The organism is Paraliomyxa miuraensis, from assembly GCF_026337845.1.
Classification (GTDB): Bacteria; Myxococcota_A; Polyangia; order Nannocystales; family Nannocystaceae; genus Paraliomyxa; species Paraliomyxa miuraensis.
This window is the reverse complement of sequence record NZ_JAOVZF010000158.1, coordinates 136,694-156,952: the sequence shown is the minus strand read 5'-3', so window position 1 is coordinate 156,952 and position 20,259 is coordinate 136,694. Positions and strand designations below refer to the sequence as shown.

Here is a 20,259-nt window from a genome sequence, read left to right as displayed (position 1 = left end):
CGGAGGAGTGCATGAAGATCTCGGTCATCGGCGGCGGCCCTGGGGGCCTGTACTTCAGCCTGCTCATGAAGAAGGCGCGGCCCGACTGCGAGATCGTCGTGTACGAGCGCAATCGTGCCGACGACACCTTCGGGTGGGGCGTGGTGTTCTCCGACGAGACGCTCTCGCACTTCCTCGAGGCCGACCGACCCACCTGCGAGCGGATCACCGAGGGCTTCGTGCATTGGGATGCCATCGACGTGATCTATCGGGGGCAGACCATGCGCTCGGGGGGCCATGGGTTCTCGGGGATCGCACGTCGACGCCTGCTGCAGATCCTGCAGGAGCGATGCGCCGATCTCGGGGTGGAGCTGCGCTTCTCCACCGAGCTTCACGGCCACGAGGCGCTGCCGCCCTCCGATCTCGTCGTGGCGGCCGATGGCGTCAACAGCCGCACCCGCACCGAGCTGGCCGAGCACCTGCGGCCCGACATCCGCGAGGGCAAGTCCAAGTTCATCTGGCTGGGCACCAACAAGGTCTTCGACGCCTTCAAGTTCTTCTTTTGTCGCAACGAGCACGGCTTCTTCCAGGTTCACGCGTATCCGTTCGATGCGAACACCAGTACCTTCATCGTGGAGACCGACGAGGCTTCGTGGCGGGCGGCGGGTCTGCACGAGGCCAGCGTGGAGGACGGGGTGGCCTACTGCGAGCGGATGTTCGCCGAGCATCTGGATGGGAATCGACTGCTCACCAACAAGTCGGAGTGGATCAATTTCCGGCGTGTTCGCAACGAGACCTGGCACCACGGCAACATCGTGCTCATCGGCGATGCGGCCCACACCGCGCATTTCTCGATCGGCTCGGGCACCAAGCTGGCCATGGAAGACGCCATGGCGCTGGTGAGCGCGCTGCAGCGGCACGAGGCGATCCCGGCCGCGCTCGCGGCCTACGAGGAAGATCGCTGGGTCGATGCGGCCAAGCTGCAGAAGTCGGCCGAGACCAGCCAGCGGTGGTTCGAGGAGATCGGGCGCTACGCCGACGATCCCCTGCCGCAGCTGGTCATGAGCCTGATGACCCGCAGCAAGCGGGTGACCCACGAGAACCTCGCGCTGCGCGATCCGGGCTTCATCGAGGGCATCGATCGGTGGTTCGCCGACCAGGCCGGCTGCGAGGACCTCCGCCCCGCGCCGCCCCCGATGTTCACCCCGTTTCGGCTGCGCGAGCTGACCCTGGACAACCGCGTGGTGGTCTCGCCCATGTGCCAGTACTCCGCGGCCGATGGGAGCGCCGACGACTGGCACTTGGTGCACCTGGGCAGCCGGGCGATCGGTGGTGCCGGCCTAGTGATGGCCGAGATGACCGATGTGACCGCTCAGGGGCGCATCAGCCCCGGCTGCACCGGGCTCTACGAGGACGCGCATGTGAGCGCGTGGCGTCGGGTCACCGAGTTCGTCCACCGTCATAGCCGCGCCAAGATCGGCATCCAGCTCGGTCACGCCGGTCGCAAGGGCTCGACAAGGGCGCCGTGGGAAGGCTACGACCGGCCGTTGCCCGAGGGCAACTGGGAGCTCATCGCCCCATCGCCGCTGCCGCTGCATCCGGGGGTGAGCCAGACGCCGCGGCCGATGACCCGTGCCGACATGGACGAGGTGAAGGGCGCCTACGTGGCTGCGACCGAGCGGGCCCTGGCGGCGGGCTTCGACCTGCTCGAGGTCCACATGGCGCACGGCTACCTGCTGGCAAGCTTCCTCTCGCCGCTGACGAACCTACGCGACGACGAGTACGGTGGGTCGCTGCCGGGGCGCTTGCGCTTTCCGCTGGAGATCTTCGATGCCGTGCGCGCGGCATGGCCCGACGAGCGGCCGATCTCGGTGCGGATCTCCGCTGTCGACTGGGCGCCCGGCGGCACTACCGAGGAGGATGCGGTGGAGATTGCCCGTCAGCTCAAGGCCCACGGCGCCGACATCATCGATGTGTCCTCGGGCCAGACCGTGCCGCATCAGCACCCCGAGTACGGCCGCATGTACCAGACGCCGTTCTCGGATCGGATCCGTCACGAGGTCGGAATCCCGACCATCACCGTCGGGGCCATCCAGGGCTGGGACCACGTCAATACCATCCTCGCCTCGGGGCGTGCCGATCTGTGCGCGATGGCCCGGCCCCATCTCTACGACCCGTACCTCACGCTGCATGCGGCCGGGGAGCAGGGGTACTACGACGCATGGTGGCCCAATCAATATCGCAGCGGGGCTCCCAGGCCGCCCGATCCCGATGCCAACAAGCGGCGGTGATGACCGCCGCGGGGTCGCGCACTCCCAGCCGGCGGGCTCGGGCCCGACGAGATCACAGCTGGTCGCGAACGCTGCGGGCCCACGCCTCGAGGTTGCGCGCGGTCTCCAGGGCCACGGCCGGGGTATGGGCCAGCGCTTCGATCGCAGCCTCGAGCAGGGCCCGGGCGCGTCGCAGGCGGCTGCGGACGGTGCCGGCGGGCAGCTCGAGCGCCTCGCCGATCTCCGCGCTGGACATCGACTCCCAGTACGAGAGCTCCAGCACCACCTGCAGCTCGAGCGGCAGCCGCCGCAGGGCCGCGAGCAGCACTTGCTCCTGCTCGCGCCGACCCACGCGAATGCTCGGCGAGGTGCCCAGGTCGAGCACCGAGACCGTGCCGAAGTCGATGGGGTCCTGCTTGCGACGGCGCCCCCGAAAGTGCATCAGCAGAGTGTTGTGGGCGATGCCGAACAGGTAGGAACGAAAGCTGGCGTCGCCCCGGAAGCGCTCGCGAGCCTCCACGCAGCCGAGGAAGGCGCGCTGGACCAAGTCGTCGGCCTCGGTGGAGCTGCCGAGCTTGTTGTGGAAGAAGCGGTGCAGCGCGCCGAAGTAGCGCTCGAACAGCGCCTCGCCCGACGGTTGATCCCCGCCACACCAGGCTTCGAACAGCGCCTCGTCGTTGGTCATGCGAAGGGATGAGCGTACCACGCGGGGGGGTGGGCGCGGTTCGTGAACAGCCGACCGAGGAGGAGCAGTTCCACCCCGGCTCGGAGGTCGGGCAACGTCGCGGATCGGTTCTGCTGCAGGTGCAGGGCGATCTCGACGGAGAGGACGACGGCGTACTGCTTCTGACGGGATCGTCCGGCCTACTCGTGTGCGTCCTGCCAGGCCTCGATCTCGGCGAGGTCGTGGGCAGCCCAGCCTTCGCCGGCGTGCCGGAGTGCGTCGCGGGCCTGGTCTGCCAGGGCGGCGGCCCGTTCGCGGTCGCGTCCCCCGTCCTCGGGTGCATCCCATAGCGCCCGCGCGAGCGCGAAGCGGGCGCTGGCCAGCGTTCCGGTTGGAGCGCTGGCCAACTGCTCCAGCGTCGCCACCGCGCGTCGGGCCAGCGTCACCGCTCGTTGCGGGTGCCCTTGTGCGAGCGAGAGGTCGGCCAGGAGCACGACGCAGTAGGCCACGTCGGGGTGGTCGGCCCCGAGGGCCTTCTCGAGGAGGGCCAGGGCTTGCTCGTAGAGCGGCCGAGCCTCGTCATGGGCGCCTTCCAGCTCGTAGAGCATGCCCAGGTTCACGAGCGTTGGACCCATGCTCGGGTGCTCGGGGCCAAGGGTCCGCTGCTGGATGTCGAGGGCCCGAAGGTACAGCGTCTTCGCTTCGTTGCGGGCGCCCATGTCTTGGTGAATGGCGGCGAGGTTGATCAGGGCTGCGGCCACGTCCGGATGCTCGGGCCCGAGCACCTTCTCGAGGACGACCGCGGCACGCTCGTAGTGGACCCTGGCTTCGCTTTGCTGGCCCATCCTCATGCACAGCGTGCCGAGGTTGCCGAGGAACGCGGCCACGGTGGGGTGCTCGGGTCCGAACGCCTGCTCTGCGAGGGTGATCGCCCGCTCGTAGAAGACCTTGGCCTTGTCGTGCTCGCCGAGGTCTCGGTAGACGTTGCCAAGGTTGTTGAGGTTCTTGGCCACGCTGGGATGGTCCGGATCCATGACCTCCTCGAGGATGGCCAGCGCGCGCTCGTGCAGCGCCTTGGCCTCGGCCAGCTCACCGGTGAGCTGATGGAGATTGCCGAGATTGGTGAGATCGAAGGACACGGTGGGATGCTCGGGCCCCAGTGCTTGCTCGTCGATTGCGAGCGCTCGCTCGTGGAGCCCGAGGGCGGTCGAGTAGCGGCCCGCGGCGTGCTCGACGAGGGCGAGGCTCCGGAGGGTGCTCGCGATGGTGGGGTGCTCGGGGCCGAGGGATCGTTCCTGGATCGCGAGCGCTTGCTCGAGCCGAGCGCGTGCATCGTCGTGGGCACCGGTGAGCCGCTCGATGGTCGCCCGTTGAGCGAGCAAGCGCGCGTGGCCGAGCTGCTCTCCGTCGCGGACGCTCACGAGCGCAACCTCGGCGTGTCGACCCCAGCGCCGGGCCTCGTCGTGGCGCGCCCCGTGGTACCCCACCACGAACACGAGCAGCGTCGCGGCGTCGAGGGCGGTCTGCGGGGCCACGCCCTTGGCAGCCTCGAAGTACGCGCCCTCCAGCGTCGCCTCGGCCTCATCATGCGGTCCCGTCTGCTCGAGCAGGCGCCCCAGCTGCAAGCGAGCGGCGGCCGTCAGAGGCGGCCAGTCAAGGGCCTCGGCACGCTCGAGCGCCGCACGGGCCTGCACGAGCCCGGCGTCGAAGCGCCCCGTTCGGAGCAATGCCTCGACGCGGGTCACGTCCGACCGCGCCTCGGCGATGGCGGCGCGCTCGTCCGCGTGTGGCAGGGCGAGCATGCCCAGCGTCCACTCGTCTCGACACGGAGCGACGCTCTGCAGGCTGGCTGCGGCGGGCACCGCTTCTTGCAGCACGGCCGCGTCCGCCCGGGTCAGCTCGTCGACCAACGATTGCAGCTCCATCCTCCGTTCTTGCAGGCACCAAAGCGAGCGCGCGAGTCGATCGTCATCCCACCGCTCCCGCACGCTGGCGTCGAGGCAAGACTCGATCCGCGCCTGCTGCCAGGCGGAGGCCTGCCGGTCGAGCCACGGCATGGACCTGTCGGCGGTGGTCGCTGCATGGCTCGCCCCCGTGGCCACCAGCGCGTCGCGGAGCGCCTGCTTGCGCGCGGGGCTCCATGCGAGCGCAATCTCCCGGCCGCTCTCCTCGCAGGCCGCCGTGCGCTGCGCGACGTCGTGCATGCGGTAGAGCTGCCCACCGCCGGCGATCGCGGCCAGGCCCGCAAGGGCGACCAGACCCGTTCGCACCCGGGCCCGCCGACGTCCCCTGGACAGCGCGTCGAGCAGCGCGTCCATCGACGGCCAGCGCGCTTCGGGATCCACTGCGAGCCCTCGTTCCACCACGCGCCGCAGCCAGCTCGGAACGGCGCTGCCCCTGGGCGCCGCACGTCGGTTGCCCTCGAGCACGTTCTCGAACAGCTCGGCGGGAGCATCGCCTCCGAACGGTCGCTCGCCCTCGAGCGCCTCGTAGAGCGCCACGCAGAACGCGAACTGGTCCGCGCGCTCCGTGGCGCTCTCGCCCCTCAGCTGCTCCGGTGCCATGTAGGCCGGGGTTCCCACCATGGCCGTGCGGGCGCTCGAGCCTTCGATCGCATGCAGCAGCGCATCGGGCAGGGTCGGGGGGGCGAGCTTGGCCTCGAACACCCGCGCCAGGCCGAAGTCGCAGACCTTGGCGCGCTCGTCCTCGTCGACGAGCACGTTGTCGGGCTTGAAGTCGCGGTGGATCAACCCCGCGCGATGGGCCGCCGCCAGACCCTGACCGGCTTGCACGTACATCGCCGTGATCTCGGCGGTGGCCCGCCGTGGTCCGTGGCGCTCGCGCGCCCGAGTCTGCCACTGGCGCAACGTCGTGCCCCGAACCAGCTCCATCACGAGGTAGCGCTGCCGCTCGTGCTCGCCCACTTCGTACACGTGCACGACGTTGGGGTGCGACAGGCGGGCCATTGCCCGGGCCTCCTGCTCGAGCGCCTCGAACCAGCGGCGCGTGTCCCCCTCGGCATCGTCGCGTCCGAAGTCGTGCAGCAGCTTGATCGCCACCGTGCGGTCGAGCGCGGGATCGTGTGCGGCGAACACCGCCCCGGTGCCGCCCTCGCCGAGCTTGCCCAGCACGGTGTAGCGATCGAGCCGAGCCCCGGTGGTACGGCCGAACAGCCGCGCCTTGACCGTCTCGAGGTGCAAGCGCGCGGCGAGGTCGGGCACGGGGTGGGACTGGTCACTCATCGGGGCGTGCTCGATCCTTCGCGATGGGTGCGCCGGGCAGAGTCTAGCGCACCCAACGACGACCTCGCGCGAGTGCGCGGCGTCCTACTCGACCTCGATGCGAACGTGAGTCTCGGGTAGCGTCCGGGCCTTGGGTACGCGACCCCGGGCTCGTGACGGGCGGAGGCCGGCCTTCGTGACGCGCTGCTCGGGGAGCCGATCCAGCGCCTGCTCGGTCCGGACACCGGAGGGGGCCAACACCTCTTCGATCACCATCCCTCCGTGAAGGAAGCGCGCCACGTCGCCCGGTCGAACCCGGCGATTGGTGTTGCGGTTCAGATCGATCTTGCCGCAGGTGGGGCACGTCTCGGGATCGAGCTCCAGCGCGACGTCGAAGCCCTTGGGTAGGCTCAGACCCTTGCCGTCACTCCTGGCGGTGGGGCACTGATCGACCGTCGTGGCGTTGGCCCGGCCGAGCGTGATCGCGGTGGGGTTGCGCGGCGTGCCCTTGGCATCGAGCAGCAGCGGCAGGCCACCGACCGTGGCGTAGAGAAAGCGCGCGCGCAGGTTGGCGTCGAGCCCCTGGATCGGCATGCGCTCGGCGAGCGCGCTACCTGGCTCGATCCCGAGCTCGAGGATGCTGGCGTTCGCGAGCTCGGCGACCTCGAAGGCGCACTCGTAGTGACTGCCCTTGTCGACCACCGAGCCCTTGCTCGTGACCGTGCCCATCGTGCTCCAGTTGGGTAGTACGTCGGCCGGGTCGTTGGTGCCGAGGCGGACGTGAGGGCTCTCGCCGAGATAGGCCACCCGGCGCAGCTCGGAACCGGAGATCACGGCCGAGCAGGCCTTGCCCGCCAGGTCGGCGTTGATGGTCTCGATTGCCTCGGGCAATCGGGTGTAGCCGATCGTGTCGTTGCCCACGGGCGGGCCATAGGTGCACTGGGACTTGGGCAAGCGGATGGTGCCAGCGAGCTTGCGACCCGCCGGCTCTGGATCGAAGCGCGTGGTCGCCACCGCGAGCACCTCGTTGCCGACTGTTCGCGTGCGCAGGTCGATGGAGATCCCCGCGTCGTCCATCAAGTGCTGGAGGCTACGCCCCACCTTGGGGATCGACGTGGTCATCAATCGATCCTTGATCGCATCGGCCTCGGTGAGCGTCGGCGTGACGATCTCCGTGGCCAACGCGGTGAGCCTCGCATTGGCGTTGGCGATCTGCTTGGCGATGGCGGCATCGACCGCGGCCTTGATCTTCGAGCGGCCCTTGCTCACCCCGAGCGCGGCCAGGGCATCGTTGAAGAGCAGCACGGTCTCCTCGACGACGGTGCCGCTACCGATGGTGAGGTTGCCGCCAGCCTGGGTGAGCGAGACCGTGACATCCTTGGCTTCGAGCTTGGGCCACAGCGAGAGCGTCGCTCCGGCGTGGATGCCCACGATCGCCGTCACCCCCAGCGGAATCGAGGCCGACGACCAGACCCGGTCTCGGTCTCCACGAGCAGATCGACCCCGACCGCGACCTGGGTATCGAGTGTGATCCGAAACGTGTCGTGGGAAGCCGGGCCAACGCTCTCGATCTTCGGCTGGTTCTTCTGGGTGAACGAGAACGTCGAGAGGATCGTGACGTCGACGTCGGTATCGGGGCACAGGACGGTCTTGCACGTGATGTGGAAGTGACGCACACCATCGACCGCCTCCGCGAGCTTGCTCGCGATCAGCGGCTCGATCACGTCGTAGGGGATCGCGAAGCGATCGGCGTAGACGGGGTCGACGTTCTGCGCGTGGAGGCGGTCGAGATCGAATCGAACCAGCAGCGACGGGTCGAGCTCGTAGGGGGCTTGCACATGGACCTTGACGTCGACGGCGTGGGCCGGCGCGCTCACGAGCAAGGCCCCCGTGACGCTCAGCACGGCACCAGCGCGACGAAGGGAACGACGCGGAGTCTTCATGTCTCTGGGGTTGCCGCGCTGGCCTGGGCTGATCACCGGCTGGCCGAGGAATTTCGCGGAGTGGCCACGAGTGCGGCCACCCGCGTCCTCCCGCAAGGGGTCAAACCGGAACCGCGGGCCCGGTCAGGCGACCTTGGCATCCTCGGCTGCCGCCACGCCGCGGCGGTGCGCCACGTGCATCCCGTCGTCGACGGGTCTTTTCTAGACCGCGCCCGAGGCCTTGGCCTCGTCCTCGCGCCGCGCGTGCTCCATCAGCAGATAGGTCAGCGGCGTGGCGGGCTGCTCGTTGGTTTGCTTGGGCAAGGGTGCATCGGGGACGAGGGCGAACTCCCCTTGCGTCCAGCTCAGCAGCTCGAACACCCGATCGTGCTGATGGTCGTAGCGGCCGAGGCCCTCGACGTACTCGAGCGTGCCGCTGGCGAGGTGCAGCGTGGCCGTGTCCGTGCCGCGAGTCAGGTGCAGCGCTCCGCTGCGTCGCTCGGACTCGAGGAACGCCAGCAAGCTCCCGAGGCGCACGTGCTCGAGCCTGCCTCGCAGACCACCACCCGCGTTGCTGTTCGTGCCGTCGCCGCTGGCGACCACCTGCTGGCGTCGCGCCAGCACGCCCTGGATGCGCGCGATGATCTCCTCGGGCGCCATGGTCTTGGGCAGGTAGTCGTCGACGCCGAGGCGATAGCCCTTGAGGCGCGAGAGGTCGTCGCTGAGGCGAGTGAGGAACACGATGGGGATCGCCGTCAGGCTGGGACGAGAGCGGACCGTTCGTACGAACGTCCAGCCGTCCATCTCCGGCATCTCCACGTCGGTGAGGATCACGTCGGGCGGACGCTTGAGCGCGGCCGACAGCGCGACCAGGCCGTTCTCGGCCACGCGCACCCGCAAGCCGCGCTCGCGCAGCGCGTCGCCGAGCTCGATGCGCATGCTGACCGAGTCGTCGACCAGCAACACGCTCATTCCGGTCGGATCGTCCTCTGCATCGGGAACGGGCGTGCCTCCATCCGCGGGCGTGGGCTCGTCGGTGCGCATCAAGGCCTGCACGCACGCCTCGAGCTGGGCCCGTTGATCCTCGGTCATCGCGAGCCGTACTGGCGTCGCCCCGCTGGTGCTGCGCTCGCGTCGAGCCGGTGCGATGGCCGAGCCGAGCAGGTACAGCACGGATCGATCGGGCAGCTCGACCTTGAGCCGCACGGGCGTACCTGGGGGCAAGGGCTTTCCCAACGGCAGCAGCGCCCGTCCATGACGAAGACGGTCGGTGTACTCGACCAGGAAGTCGTCCTGACTCTCGAAGCGAACGCTGAACGTAGGGACGCCCATGGCTGGGTCGAAAACCGTACTCTACTTTACGGATCTGTTGGGCAATGATCCAAGGAAAGAAGGGGCCGGATCCTCGCGCATCGGGCCCGAACCGGTCCGAAGCGGTCGGAATTGCACTGAGCGAAAGCGAACGAGGTCGCCGCCGAACCCGGGGGCAGGCCGCTCGAACGTGCGGGAACGCAGGATGGGCGAGGCGCATGAGCAGTAGTGGCCGTGACCAGGGCTGCATACGTGGCCCGACCTTCCATACCCGCGACGCCATGCCGTGCGGACCAACGATGCTACCATCGGAATTCGTGACTCCAGCGGCCCCTCGCCCCGGCTCTACGCCGGATCCGTCACTGCGAGCGCCACGGCGACCTCGGCCCCCTGCGCCTCGTGCTGGGCGCTCGCGCCGCAGGGTGAACGGCGCTGCGCGATCGGTGCTCATGGCACTGACGTGGGTGCTGCTCGGTCTGGGCTCGTTGGCGAGCCTGGTGATCGCGCTGTGGATCGCGGTCTCGATGGCACGAACGGCCGCGGTCGAGCGTGGTGGCTTCACCTCGAGCTCGCTGTGGATCTGGTTCGTCGCGCTCGTGATCACGCTGGGCGTGCCGTTCGCAATCGCGGTGTGGAAGCACCAGGGCGATGCGCGTCGCATCACCCTCACCATGGCGTGGCTCCCGATGCTGTGGAATGCCGGGGGGGTGCTGGTGGCGATGCAGATGATGCCCGACATCGTCGCGACCGCGCTGCGAGGTCAAGGCGCATGGGTGGCCGAGGATCGCTTTGGTCCTTCGCACTCGGCCACCCGGGTGATGTCGGCGGCGGCTCACCACGCGGCCGACTTTGCCGCACCGGACACCGAAGAAGGGGTGGACGATCGCGGTACGCTTCCGCTGGTCGATCGTGGCGAGGTCGATCCCTCCAAGACGCTGTCGGTGCCGTTCGCCGAGGAGGGGACGGCGATCCTGATGGACGTGACGCTGCATGGCCCCACCGGTGCCGACCAGGCTGCCTCGGTCACGCTGCCCTACCTGTTCGACACCGGGGCCTCCTATACGACCATCAGCAGCCACACCGCGGCCGAGCTCGGCATCGCCGTTCCGGAGGATGCGCCCACGCTCACCTTCAACACCGCCAGCGGGCCACGAGAGAGCCGCATGGTGCACCTGCCGGCGCTGCAGCTGGGGCAGGTGATGATCCCCGGCCTGCTCGTGTCGGTGTGCGACGCCTGTGTCAACGAGCGCACCGAGGGCCTGCTCGGTCTGAACGTCATGCGCGAGTTCTTCGTGCAGATGGACTACAAGAACCAGCGCATGCAGCTGTTGCCCCGCCTCAGCGAGGCCGACCCCAACCGCGCCTACGACATCGAGCCGGTGGTCGAGCTCAAGGTGGAGGGAGCGGCCGAGGTGTGGCTGGGGCGCGTGCGCTGGATGGTGCTGGTGCGCAACCGCGGCACGGTGCCGCTGCGCGGCATCGTACCCGTGGTCGAATTCACCGAGGGCCCGACGCTCGCCGGGGCCACCATCGCCGAGATCCAGCCGGGGCAGGTGGGTCGCTCGCTGGTGGAGGGCAAGGCCAGCGTCGACGGCAGGTCCGACACCAAGGGGCACTACACGCTGGGCCTGGCCGAGGCGTACTGGTGATCGCGGGGGGGTCGTGGGTGATGGCCGTCGCGCTCGCGCCGGCGCAGCTCGAGGGCGGGGCCGAGGATCCGTTCTCGATGTTCTCGGGCTGGGACTCGGGGCAGCTGCTGTGGCTCGCGTTCTTGGTGCCGCTGGCGGTGCTGGTGTTCTTCGTGGGAGCGCGGCGTCAGCGCGCACAGCTCGGAGCGTCATCCATCGTGCCACGCGGGCGTGATCGCTTCGTTCGCTTCGGGGCCGGGCGACGGGACGCGGCGTGGCGGGCGACGGTGGAGCGGCTCGAGCAGCGCAAGCCCACGGCGATCGCGAAGGCCCAGGCAGGGCCGGTGCGCATCGAGGCCGTGATTCAGAGCGCTTCCGGCAACCTCGGGGGAGCTCCCGGGCACGAGTGTGTGTGGCGCAACCGTGCGGGTGCGGGCCCCCAAACCGCGGTTGCGGCCGACCTGCTGGTGGTGTCCGATGGCACGGGGTTGTGTGGGGTGGAGGAACTCGAGGGGGCCCGGGTGACCGCGCCCACCGACAAGGTAGGCGCGCACTACGAGAGCGTATCGCTGCGGATCGGCGACACCATCGAGGTGATCGGTACCTTCGAGGCCGACCTCACCGGACGGCACGAGGATCCCAGTCAGTTGGTGTACGGTACCGTCGGCGCCGACGGCCGGCTGGAGATCCGCGTGCTGCATCGGCCCGACCCGCCATCGGCCTCGCCACTGGCCGAGGACGACCTCGACGGCCAAGCGTCCCAGGCGTCCGCCGACGATTCCACCTCCGACTCCGATTCCCCAAGCCCGAAGCCCGAGCCATGAAGCCGACCATTCCCACCCTGCTCGCCTTGCTCCTGCTGGTCCCCGCCTGCGGCAAGCCCAAGACCGACACCACCAACCCCGGCGACACCACGGCCTCCACCACCGATGGCGGTGATGCGGGGGCTGTGACCGATGAGCCTCAGCCCGAGCCTCCGCCGGCGCAGGATCCCGATCCCGCCGAGCTCGCCCAGGGAGTGCACCAGGTGCTCACGGGCAACTACGAAGAGGCGATCGCGACGCTCGAGCCGATCCACACGGGCATGCGCGAGCCGTCCCAGATGCGGGCCAGCGGCCTGGCAGGCGGGTGGCTGGCGGTGGCGCATGCACAGATCGTGTTCGAGAACGCCGAGGCTCCGGCTCAGTACGGGCTGGAGATGGCCAGCAAGCTACAAGACCCGGAGGTCGAGGCGGCGGCCAAGCTCGGGCGTGGTGCGTTGCTGTTGGCCCAGGAGGACTACGACGCGGCCAAGCAGGCGTTGCAGGCCGCGGCTGCGGCCTCGCCCGCCAGCGCCCAGGGAATCCTCGCCCAGGTCCTGCACGCGCAGGCACTGATCGGTACCGCGTTCGGCTCGGCCGAGAGTACCGAGCTGGCCAAGCCCGAGGATCTCGATGCGGCCAAGCGCAGCTACGAGGCCGCGCTGCAAGCCGCGGGTGGGACCGGGGCCGAGGCCGACATCCTCAAGGGGCGTGCCAACGAGGGGCTCGCCGCGGTGGCCAAGTACAAGCGCGACAAGGCGGCGCTGTGCGCCGCTGCGTTCGCGGCCGTCGACCAGTACAAGGCCGCGGGTGCATCGTCGTTCCTGCTCGACGGACCGTCGCGCATGGCCAGCGACGAGAAGTGCAAGAAGAAGTAGCGGCCCGCCCTTGCGGGAGCGCGCTCGGTTGGGCCAAAACCGACCTCCCCATGGCCAATCCGAGCGCTCCCGATCCCCACCTCAACCACTGGGCCGACCAGGCGGCCGAGCGGACCCTCCGTGCCCACCCAGAGGCTCTGTCGGGGAAGGGCGATGGATCGCAGGGCAAGCCCGAGTCGATCGCCGTCGCGGCCGGCATCACGCCTTCGGGGGTGGTGCACGTGGGCAACTTCCGCGAGGTGATCACGGTGGACCTGGTCGCGCGGGCGCTCGCCGATCGCGGAGTGCCGGTGCGCTTCATCTACTCGTGGGACGACTTCGACGTGATGCGCAAGGTCCCCAAGGACGCGCCGCAGCAGGAGATGCTGCACCAAAACCTCCGCCGCAGCATCGCCGACGTTCCCGATCCATGGGGCGAGCACGACAGCTATGCGTCGCACCACATCGCGGCCTTCGAGCAGAGTCTGGCCCCGCTGGGGATCGCGCCCGAGTTCATTCGGCAGCACCAGCGCTATCGCGCCGGGGCCTACGCCGAGGGCATTCACGAGGCGCTGGCCAACGCCGATCGGATCCGCGAGATCTTGAACGATGCCCGTCGGGCCCACGGGGCGCGGCGCCTGCTGGCCGACGACTGGCTGCCGCTGGCCGGCTTCTGTGATGCGTGCGGCAAGGACGACCTGCGCTTTGCCTGGGACGGGGAGTGGTCGGTGCACTACGACTGCGGCCAGTGCGGCCACGCCCACGATGTGGACCTGCGCAAGGGCGGCAACCTCAAGCTGCCGTGGCGGGTGGACTGGCCGATGCGCTGGGCCCAGGAGCGGGTGGCATTCGAGCCCGGCGGCAAGGATCACAGCTCGGCTGGCGGCAGCTACGACACCGCCAAGCGCATCGTGGCCGAGATCTACGGGTGGAGCGCGCCGCAGTACGTGGGCTACGACTTCGTGTCCGTCAAGGGGCAGGGCGGCAAGATCAGCAGCTCCAAGGGCGGGGTGGTCACGGTGGCCGACTGCCTCGAGGTCTACGAGCCCGAGGTGCTGCGGTGGCTGTTCGCGAGCTATCGGCCCAACACCGAGTTCCAGATCTCGTTCGACCTCGACGTCGTCAAGCTCTACGAGGACCACGATCGGGCGTTCCGGCTGGCCCACGAGGCCGACGACGGCGGGCGCAACGACAAGAAGCGCCAGGCCGCGCGGCGGACCATGCAGCTGGCCTCGGTCGATCACCATCACATCGAGCCCGGTACACCGGCTCCGTTCTTGCCGGGCTTTCGGCACCTGTCGGTCAACCTGCAGATCTTCGACGGCGACATCGAGCGGACCCGTGCCGTGTACGCGGGCGAGGCCGAGCTCGCGGACCCCGAGGTCCGGCGCCGCTTCGATCAACGGGCGCGCTGCGTGTGGAGCTGGATCGAGCAGTATGCCCCCGAGGACTTCCGCTATCGCATTCGCGCCGAGCCCGTGGGTCGGGTGGTGGAAGGCGAGTCGCGCATGGCACTCCAGCGGGTGGTCGCGGTGCTCGAGCAGGACCCCGAGGCGGACGACGCCACGCTCGGTGAGCACTTCAAGGCGCTCGCGGGCGAGCTGACGACGCCGCTCAAGGAGATCTATCCGCTGTTCTACGATCTGCTGCTCGACCGCGATCGCGGTCCCAAGCTCAGCACGCTGCTGGCGACCATGGGCGCGGCGCGGGCGCTGCCGCTGCTGAAGGCGTCGCTTCAGGAGGCGTAGACGGACTCCGTCACGGGATCACCGGACGAGGAACACCGGCTGCTCCCAGCCGAACGCCACCCCGCCGCCGCTCTGGACCACCAGGCGCACGGCGTCGGGCAGCACCTCGCTGCCCACCCCGGAGATGTCGGAGAGGCCCGTCACGCCGTCGACGGCCGAGCCCCCTGCATCGTGGGTCCACAGGTAGAACGCCGACTCGGTGTCTGCGATCGGCCACGCGCCGGGACTGCCACCGCAATCACCGTTGGTCCCGGGGGTGAGCAGGATCCACGTACCGAGGGCGCCGCGCACGTAGACCTCGTGGCCATTGACCATGTCGGCGTCCCAGTCGGCGCCGTCGTCGTCGGCGGTCACCGCCACCATGCGGGTCGAGGTGGCCAGCTCCGATACCACCGTACGCAGGGCCTCGACCTGGGCCGACGAGTAGGTCGTGCCATCGGCCGGGTTCTGGTACGAAAGCTCGACCTCCTCGTCGAGGAATTCACCGGGGCTGAAGTCGGCGGAGATCGTGCCCTCGTCGATCCACGAGAAGTGCTTGGCGGCGTCGTCTGCACACTTGTGCCATGGGTTGTCGGCGGCGTTCTGCGCCACGATCACTCCGTCGCTGTGCTGCAGCGACAGCCGGATGAAGCCCCCGCCCTCGCTCGTCATGTCGCACGACACGGAGAACGGAGCCACGCCGCCGTCACCGTCGGGATCGATGGTCTGCACCCCGTCGGGGGTGCCGGGGACCTGCTCGAGCAGCTCGCGGCAGCTTCGCGGATGGGCGCAGGTACCGTCGATGCACACGCCGGCCTCGCAATCGCTGGTGGTGCGACACCCGCCACCGGTGCAGGCGGCACAGCTTCCGCCGCAGTCCACGTCGGTCTCATCGCCGCTCTGGAGGCCGTCGTCGCACGAGGGGGCGGCGCACAGGCTGGTGCAGGCGTCGGTGTCGTCGTCGTTGCCGTCGTCGCAGCTCTCGCCTGCCTCGACCTGCCCGTTGCCGCAGACCGGCTGGCCCTCGCCGCTGTCGGCCGAGTCGATGGGAGTGATGGTGCCGTCGTCGGACGAGGCAGGACCACCCGACCCCAGGCCAGGGTTGGTGTCGCTCCCCTCGTTGCCCTGGCCCACCGCGCAGCTCGGGCCGGCCACGCAAGCCAGGCCGAGCGCAACCAGGGCGACGACGGTCTGGCCTGGGGAGCGCTGTGGTGCCACCGAACGATGGTATCAGAGCGAGCCGAGCACCTGCCCTGCCACGACCAGCGAGCGGTCGGCTGCGCGTGGGCGCCCTGGCGGCGCTCACTTCTGCAGCGCCGCCAGGATCGCCTCGACCAGGGGCGGTGGGGCGGGGTCGTCGAGGGGCTCGGCATGGCTGGCTGCGCGGGCCAGCGCCATCGTCTGGCGGTAGGTCTCGAGGTAGCTCACGCAGGCGGGGCACTGGCCCAGATGCTCGTCGAAGCGGTCGCGGATCTCGGGCAGCAGCTCGTCGTCGACGTAGGCGGCCAGGAAGTCTTCGATGAGCTCGCGACAGGTCATCCGCTGTGTCATCCCAATTCCTCCCGGTGGAGCTCGTGCTCGAGCATGGTGCGAAGAACTTGCCGGGCTCGATGGAGCCTGGTCTTGACCGCGTTGACCCGCACCCCGAGCAGCTCGGCGGTCTCCTCGGTCGACAGCTCCTCGAAGTCTCGCAGCACGATCACGGTGCGGTGGGGCTCGGGGAGCGACTCGACCATCCGACGCACCCGCTCGCACAGCTCCCGGCGCTGGGCGAGCTCGTCGAGGGGGGTGCTCCACGTCGGCAGCGGCCCGATGCGGTGGCCATCGTGATGGTAGCGGGGCAGCAGCGAGGCCAGCGCGTCGTCCTCGTGGTCCGCGTCCATGGTCCACGCCTGCGGCCTGGCGCGCCGCAGCCGAGCCAGGCACACGTTGATCGCAATGCGGTGGAGCCACGTCGAGAGCCGGGCATCGCCACGGAAGGACGACAGACCACGCAGCGCGTTGAGGAAGGTCTCCTGGATCGCGTCGTCGGCGTCCACGTCGTCTCGGAGCAGGCGCCGGCAGGTTCGCCGCAGGGGCGCCGCGTGGGTTCGGATCAGGTCCACCATCTCCTCCACGGACGGCCGCCGCGTCGGATCCGGATCCAGATCCTGGGGCGGGGGCGAGGTCGTCCGGGACGAGCGCAAGCCATGGCAGCGTAGCAGTGTGGCGGTCGAGCGCGCAGGGGAACCGCCGAAGGGTGTTTGGACCGGTAACCTTTTCCTCCGTCGGTCATCGAAGCGGGCAAGACCCCCGCCGTGGCGCTTGCGACCGGCCGAGCCCTCTCGGTCCGGTTGCGTACCCCGCGGCCAGGGACGAGCATGCCCATGGTACCCCGCCACGCTTCCTCCATCCCCCAAGAGCCCCTGGTCGCCACGATGACTCGCTACGTCGACGACGATCCGCGGGCGTTCGTCGCCCTCTACCGCGTCCTGCAGCCGCGGGTTCGCGCCCGGATCACCGCCATCGTGGGGGTCCACGGTGCGGTCGACGACCTCGTGCAGCTGACGTTCTTGCTCGCGCATCGGTCTCGGCATCGTTGGGCGCCCAACGCGTCGGTCGGCGATGCCGTAGTGGTCTCATGGTTTCGAACCATCGCGCGCAACGTGGCGCTCTCCGAGCTTCGCCGCGGCGGTGTCCGACCGGTCTGCTCCCTGGAAGCTGCCGATGAGCATCCCGGGCCGCAGCTCGATCCCGAGCAGATCATCGAGGAGCGAGAGCGCACCCTCTCGCGTCACCAGGCGCTTTCGGACGGGCTCGAGCGGCTGGCGCCGGCCGAGCAAGAGCTGCTTCGCCGTGTCCTCGATGGGGCCTCGCTATGCGACGTTGCGCGCACGCTCGGGCTCCGACCAGGAGCGGTGCGCGTGAGGGCGCATCGTGCTCGCGAGCGCCTGCGGAGCCTGGTCGTGGGACGAGCCTCGTCGCCTGGTCCCGCCGGTCGTGCGAGCCACGAGTCGCTGGCCTGCGCTTCATGAGCGACCCGTGCGCTTCGATCCACCGGCTGACGGGCCGTGGCACGATCACACCGTGCCCCCCAGTGACCCCGAGACGCCGGGCTCTGCCACCGGCGTCGAGTCCATCGTCCGGCCCGGTGCGGACGAGACGCTGGCCGACGACGATCTGTGCCAGCCCGAGCGCTCGCTGCTCGAGCCCGGCGCCAGGCTCGACCGCTATCACGTGCTCGAGGCGGTGGGGCGTGGAGGGATGGGAGTGGTCTATGCAGCCTACGACGCCGACCTCGATCGCAAGGTCGCGCTCAAGGTGCTGCACGAGCGCGACGCGCTCGCCGACGAGCGCGCACAGCAGCGGCTGCTTCGCGAGGCGCAGGCCATGGCCAAGCTCTCGCACCCCAACGTGATCACCGTGCACGAGGTCAAGGCGGTGAACGGGCGGGTGTTCGTCTCGATGGAGTTCGTCGAGGGCGGGACGCTCACGACCTGGCTCGAGCACCATCGAGGCGATCGCCCGCGGGTGCTGGCGATGTTCCGAGACGTGGGCCGCGGGCTGGCCGCTGCCCACGCGGCGGGCCTGGTGCACCGCGACGTCAAGCCCGACAACGTGCTGATCGGCCGCGATGAGCGGCCGCGGGTGACCGACTTTGGCCTCGCCCGTCCGATGGACGACACCAGCGAGCCGGTGGTCGATGCCGACGGCCGTCCGCTGTCGGGCGAGACGCGATTGCTCGACGCCACGCTCACCCGCGCCGGTGCGCTGGTGGGTACGCCGGCCTATATGTCCCCCGAGCAGTTCCGTCGCGAGCCACCCACGGCCGCATCGGATCAGTATGCGTTCTGCGTGATGCTCTACGAGGCCCTGTGGGGCACGCGGCCGTTCAAGGGGCGGACGCTGGCCGAGCTCGCCACCCGGGTGCTCGCCGGCGACATGGCGGAGCCCGACCGCGATCCGGCGGTGCCCCGGTGGTTGCGCAGCGTGGTGATGCGCGGGCTGTCGCCGCGCGCCGAGGATCGCTTCGACTCGATGGATGCGCTGGTCGAGCGGCTCGAGCCGGGCATGCGGCGAGCCCGACGACGCATGTGGGCGCTGGCGGGGCTCGTGCTGGTTGGCGCAGGTTCGCTGGTGGGCGGGACCTTGCTTGCCTCGGTCGATCCATGCGCCGGGGGTGACCGCCTCGTCGACGAGTTGTGGACCTCCGGGGCGCGGGCCGAGGTTCGCCGCACCCTGGCCGAAGGCGCCACCGAGTACGCCGAGGACACGTCGACGCTCGTGGTCGAGCGCATCGATGCCTACGTCGGCGATTGGGCTCGGGGGCATCGCGATGCGTGTGAGGCCCACCATCGTGGTGCACAATCCGACGAGGCCCTCGATCTGCGCGGCGCTTGCCTCGACGAGCGCCTTCGTGAGCTGCGGGCGCTGGTGTCGGTGCTCGAGCAGCCGACGCCCGAGGTACGACAGCACGCCATCGAGGCGGTCGACGATCTGAGCTCGCTGGCCCCGTGCGCAGACCTCCCGGCGCTGCGTGCTCGCGTGCCGCCGCCGAGGGATCCCGGGGTGTACGAGCGCGTCGTGGGGCTGGAGGACGACCGGGCGCAGGTGCAGGCGCTCAGCCGAGCGGGTCGCTATCGAGATGGTCTGCAGCTGTCCGAGCGCGTGGTCGAGGGGGCGCGCGAGACCGGCTACCCCCCGTTGTTGGCCCGGGTGCTGCGCGAGCGGGCGCGGATGCTCGTGCTGCTCGGACACGGCGAGCAGGCCGCCACCGAGCTGCAGGAGGCCTGGTCGCTGGCGCTGGCGGCCGGCGACGATTTCCTGGCCGCGGAGACCGCCGTGGAGCTGGTCGACATCCTCGGCTACATGCTGCTGCGCTACGAGCAGGCCGAGCTGAGGAGCGAGGATGCGCTGGCGATGCTCGAGCGCGTTCGTCGTCTCGACGCGCGCTTCGCCGACGAGCTGGAGGCGCGGCTGTGGCTCGCGCGCGGTCGCATCGAGCTTCGACACCATCGCTACGCCGACGCGGTGGCGTGCTTTCAGCGAGCGCTTCCGATCGCGCAGAAGCAGGCGGGGCCCGACAGCCTGCGGGTGGCCCAGATCCTCGGGGCTCTGGGCACCGCTCGCACTCCGCAGGGCCAGCTGGACCAGGCCCTGGCCCTTGGCCAGCGCGTGCTCGAGATTCGCAGCAAGCACCTGGGTCCGTCCCATCCCGAGACCGCGTTCGCCCACAACAACGTGGGTCTCGTGCTGAGGCTTCAGCGGCGATATGACGAGGCGATTGCGGCCTTCGAGCGGGCGCGGGCGTTGCTCACCGACGCGCTGGGCGCCGAGGCCTCGCTCGTGCTCATGGTGGAGGTCAACCTCGCCGAGGCCTACTACGTGGTTCGCCGGTATGCCGATGCCAACCGGCTCTACGCAAGGGCCTACGGTTCACTGGATCCAGGGCAGGTCGTCCACGAGTTCGCGCTGCGTCGCGTGGTGCACTACGGCAACAGCCTCACGCAGGTCGGTCGGTTCGAGGACGGCCGTCGCATGCTGGAGTTCGCGCGGCAGCGGGCGCTCGCGTTCGATCCTCCGCAGCCGACACTTGGAATCGAGCTCGGCATGACGCGGGTGGAGTTGGGAGAGGGGCGACCGGATCGGGCGCTCACGAGGCTCGAGGCGTTGCCTCCGGAGATCGTTGGCGAGGGCGACGACCTCAACGGTGAAGCCACGCTGCTGCGAGCCGAGGCGCTCGCACGGCTCGATCGACGTGACGAGGCTCGTGCCTTGATGCCCTTGTTCGAGGTGCTCGAAGACCTGCCCAATCCTCCCGTGCCCGACGAGGTCGATCGCGTGCGGGCGCTGCTCGAGCCGTAGCGGCCCTTGGTGGAACTGGTCGGGGCACCGACTTCG

15 protein-coding genes are annotated in these 20,259 nt (G+C 69.7%); 7 read left to right on the top strand and 8 right to left on the bottom strand.

Annotated elements, in window-relative coordinates; translation table 11 throughout:
* Positions 1-11: 11 nt before the first annotated feature.
* The gene (locus OEB96_RS29920) at positions 12-2,270 is read left to right on the top strand and encodes a bifunctional salicylyl-CoA 5-hydroxylase/oxidoreductase (protein WP_266220203.1); all 2,259 of its coding nucleotides are present in this window, start codon (positions 12-14) and stop codon (positions 2,268-2,270) included.
* Between the two features lie 52 nt (positions 2,271-2,322).
* Here the strand turns inward: OEB96_RS29920 and OEB96_RS29915 are convergent, their stop codons facing one another.
* The 5 genes from OEB96_RS29915 to OEB96_RS29895 all read right to left on the bottom strand — a co-directional run bounded on the left by OEB96_RS29915 (position 2,323) and on the right by OEB96_RS29895 (position 9,388).
* Positions 2,323-2,934: an RNA polymerase sigma factor gene (locus tag OEB96_RS29915; protein WP_266220202.1), complete on the bottom strand. Its 612-nt coding sequence runs from the start codon at positions 2,932-2,934 to the stop codon at positions 2,323-2,325.
* A gap of 179 nt (positions 2,935-3,113) precedes the next feature.
* A complete protein-coding gene (locus OEB96_RS29910; RefSeq protein ID WP_266220201.1) occupies positions 3,114-6,155 on the bottom strand; it encodes a serine/threonine-protein kinase in 3,042 nt (1,013 codons plus the stop codon).
* Between the two features lie 84 nt (positions 6,156-6,239).
* The gene (locus OEB96_RS29905; protein ID WP_266220200.1) at positions 6,240-7,577 is read right to left on the bottom strand and encodes a hypothetical protein; all 1,338 of its coding nucleotides are present in this window, start codon (positions 7,575-7,577) and stop codon (positions 6,240-6,242) included.
* Positions 7,574-8,038: a hypothetical protein gene (locus tag OEB96_RS29900; protein WP_266220199.1), complete on the bottom strand. Its 465-nt coding sequence runs from the start codon at positions 8,036-8,038 to the stop codon at positions 7,574-7,576. Before OEB96_RS29900 ends, OEB96_RS29905 begins: the two co-directional genes overlap by 4 nt.
* A 240-nt stretch (positions 8,039-8,278) precedes the next feature.
* Entirely contained in the window at positions 8,279-9,388 is a 1,110-nt protein-coding gene (locus OEB96_RS29895; RefSeq protein ID WP_266220198.1) for a response regulator, read from the bottom strand.
* Positions 9,389-9,816: 428 nt separating this feature from the next.
* On the opposite strand from OEB96_RS29895, the gene OEB96_RS29890 reads away from it, so the two are divergent.
* The 4 genes from OEB96_RS29890 to lysS are packed head-to-tail and all read left to right on the top strand — an operon-like array spanning position 9,817 to position 14,400.
* Entirely contained in the window at positions 9,817-11,016 is a 1,200-nt protein-coding gene (locus tag OEB96_RS29890; RefSeq protein ID WP_266220197.1) for a retropepsin-like aspartic protease family protein, read from the top strand.
* Positions 11,017-11,036: 20 nt separating this feature from the next.
* On the top strand, positions 11,037-11,819 hold the full coding sequence (locus OEB96_RS29885) for a hypothetical protein (RefSeq protein ID WP_266220196.1): 783 nt from the start codon (positions 11,037-11,039) through the stop codon (positions 11,817-11,819).
* Positions 11,816-12,673 carry a hypothetical protein gene (locus OEB96_RS29880; RefSeq protein WP_266220195.1) on the top strand — a complete coding sequence of 286 codons (858 nt, stop codon included), beginning with the start codon at positions 11,816-11,818 and terminating at the stop codon, positions 12,671-12,673. Before OEB96_RS29885 ends, OEB96_RS29880 begins: the two co-directional genes overlap by 4 nt.
* 50 nt (positions 12,674-12,723) lie before the next feature.
* Positions 12,724-14,400, top strand: a complete 1,677-nt coding sequence (gene lysS, locus OEB96_RS29875) for a lysine--tRNA ligase (protein ID WP_266220194.1) — start codon at positions 12,724-12,726, stop codon at positions 14,398-14,400.
* Between the two features lie 18 nt (positions 14,401-14,418).
* Here the strand turns inward: lysS and OEB96_RS29870 are convergent, their stop codons facing one another.
* The 3 genes from OEB96_RS29870 to OEB96_RS29860 all read right to left on the bottom strand — a co-directional run bounded on the left by OEB96_RS29870 (position 14,419) and on the right by OEB96_RS29860 (position 16,565).
* The gene (locus OEB96_RS29870; protein WP_266220193.1) at positions 14,419-15,597 is read right to left on the bottom strand and encodes a fibrinogen-like YCDxxxxGGGW domain-containing protein; all 1,179 of its coding nucleotides are present in this window, start codon (positions 15,595-15,597) and stop codon (positions 14,419-14,421) included.
* An 84-nt stretch (positions 15,598-15,681) separates the two neighbouring features.
* The gene (locus tag OEB96_RS29865; RefSeq protein ID WP_266220192.1) at positions 15,682-15,930 is read right to left on the bottom strand and encodes an anti-sigma factor family protein; all 249 of its coding nucleotides are present in this window, start codon (positions 15,928-15,930) and stop codon (positions 15,682-15,684) included.
* Positions 15,927-16,565 (bottom strand): sigma-70 family RNA polymerase sigma factor, encoded by a 639-nt coding sequence (locus tag OEB96_RS29860; protein ID WP_266220191.1) that lies wholly within the window; start codon positions 16,563-16,565, stop codon positions 15,927-15,929. The genes OEB96_RS29865 and OEB96_RS29860 overlap by 4 nt, the downstream gene beginning before the upstream one ends.
* Before the next feature lie 231 nt (positions 16,566-16,796).
* On the opposite strand from OEB96_RS29860, the gene OEB96_RS29855 reads away from it, so the two are divergent.
* Entirely contained in the window at positions 16,797-17,393 is a 597-nt protein-coding gene (locus OEB96_RS29855) for an RNA polymerase sigma factor (RefSeq protein WP_266220190.1), read from the top strand.
* 52 nt (positions 17,394-17,445) lie between these two features.
* The gene (locus tag OEB96_RS29850; RefSeq protein ID WP_266220189.1) at positions 17,446-20,223 is read left to right on the top strand and encodes a serine/threonine-protein kinase; all 2,778 of its coding nucleotides are present in this window, start codon (positions 17,446-17,448) and stop codon (positions 20,221-20,223) included.
* The last annotated feature ends 36 nt before the right edge of the window (positions 20,224-20,259 follow it).

Coding starts and splice junctions, on each gene's coding strand:
- OEB96_RS29880 (WP_266220195.1), top strand. CDS start 11,816: ATGAAGCCGACCATTCCCACCCTGCTCGCCTTGCTCCTGCTGGTCCCC.
- lysS (WP_266220194.1), top strand. CDS start 12,724: ATGGCCAATCCGAGCGCTCCCGATCCCCACCTCAACCACTGGGCCGAC.
- OEB96_RS29865 (WP_266220192.1), bottom strand. CDS start 15,930: ATGACACAGCGGATGACCTGTCGCGAGCTCATCGAAGACTTCCTGGCC.
- OEB96_RS29910 (WP_266220201.1), bottom strand. CDS start 6,155: ATGAGTGACCAGTCCCACCCCGTGCCCGACCTCGCCGCGCGCTTGCAC.
- OEB96_RS29915 (WP_266220202.1), bottom strand. CDS start 2,934: ATGACCAACGACGAGGCGCTGTTCGAAGCCTGGTGTGGCGGGGATCAA.
- OEB96_RS29920 (WP_266220203.1), top strand. CDS start 12: ATGAAGATCTCGGTCATCGGCGGCGGCCCTGGGGGCCTGTACTTCAGC.
- OEB96_RS29890 (WP_266220197.1), top strand. CDS start 9,817: ATGGCACTGACGTGGGTGCTGCTCGGTCTGGGCTCGTTGGCGAGCCTG.
- OEB96_RS29855 (WP_266220190.1), top strand. CDS start 16,797: ATGACTCGCTACGTCGACGACGATCCGCGGGCGTTCGTCGCCCTCTAC.
- OEB96_RS29895 (WP_266220198.1), bottom strand. CDS start 9,388: ATGGGCGTCCCTACGTTCAGCGTTCGCTTCGAGAGTCAGGACGACTTC.
- OEB96_RS29885 (WP_266220196.1), top strand. CDS start 11,037: ATGGCCGTCGCGCTCGCGCCGGCGCAGCTCGAGGGCGGGGCCGAGGAT.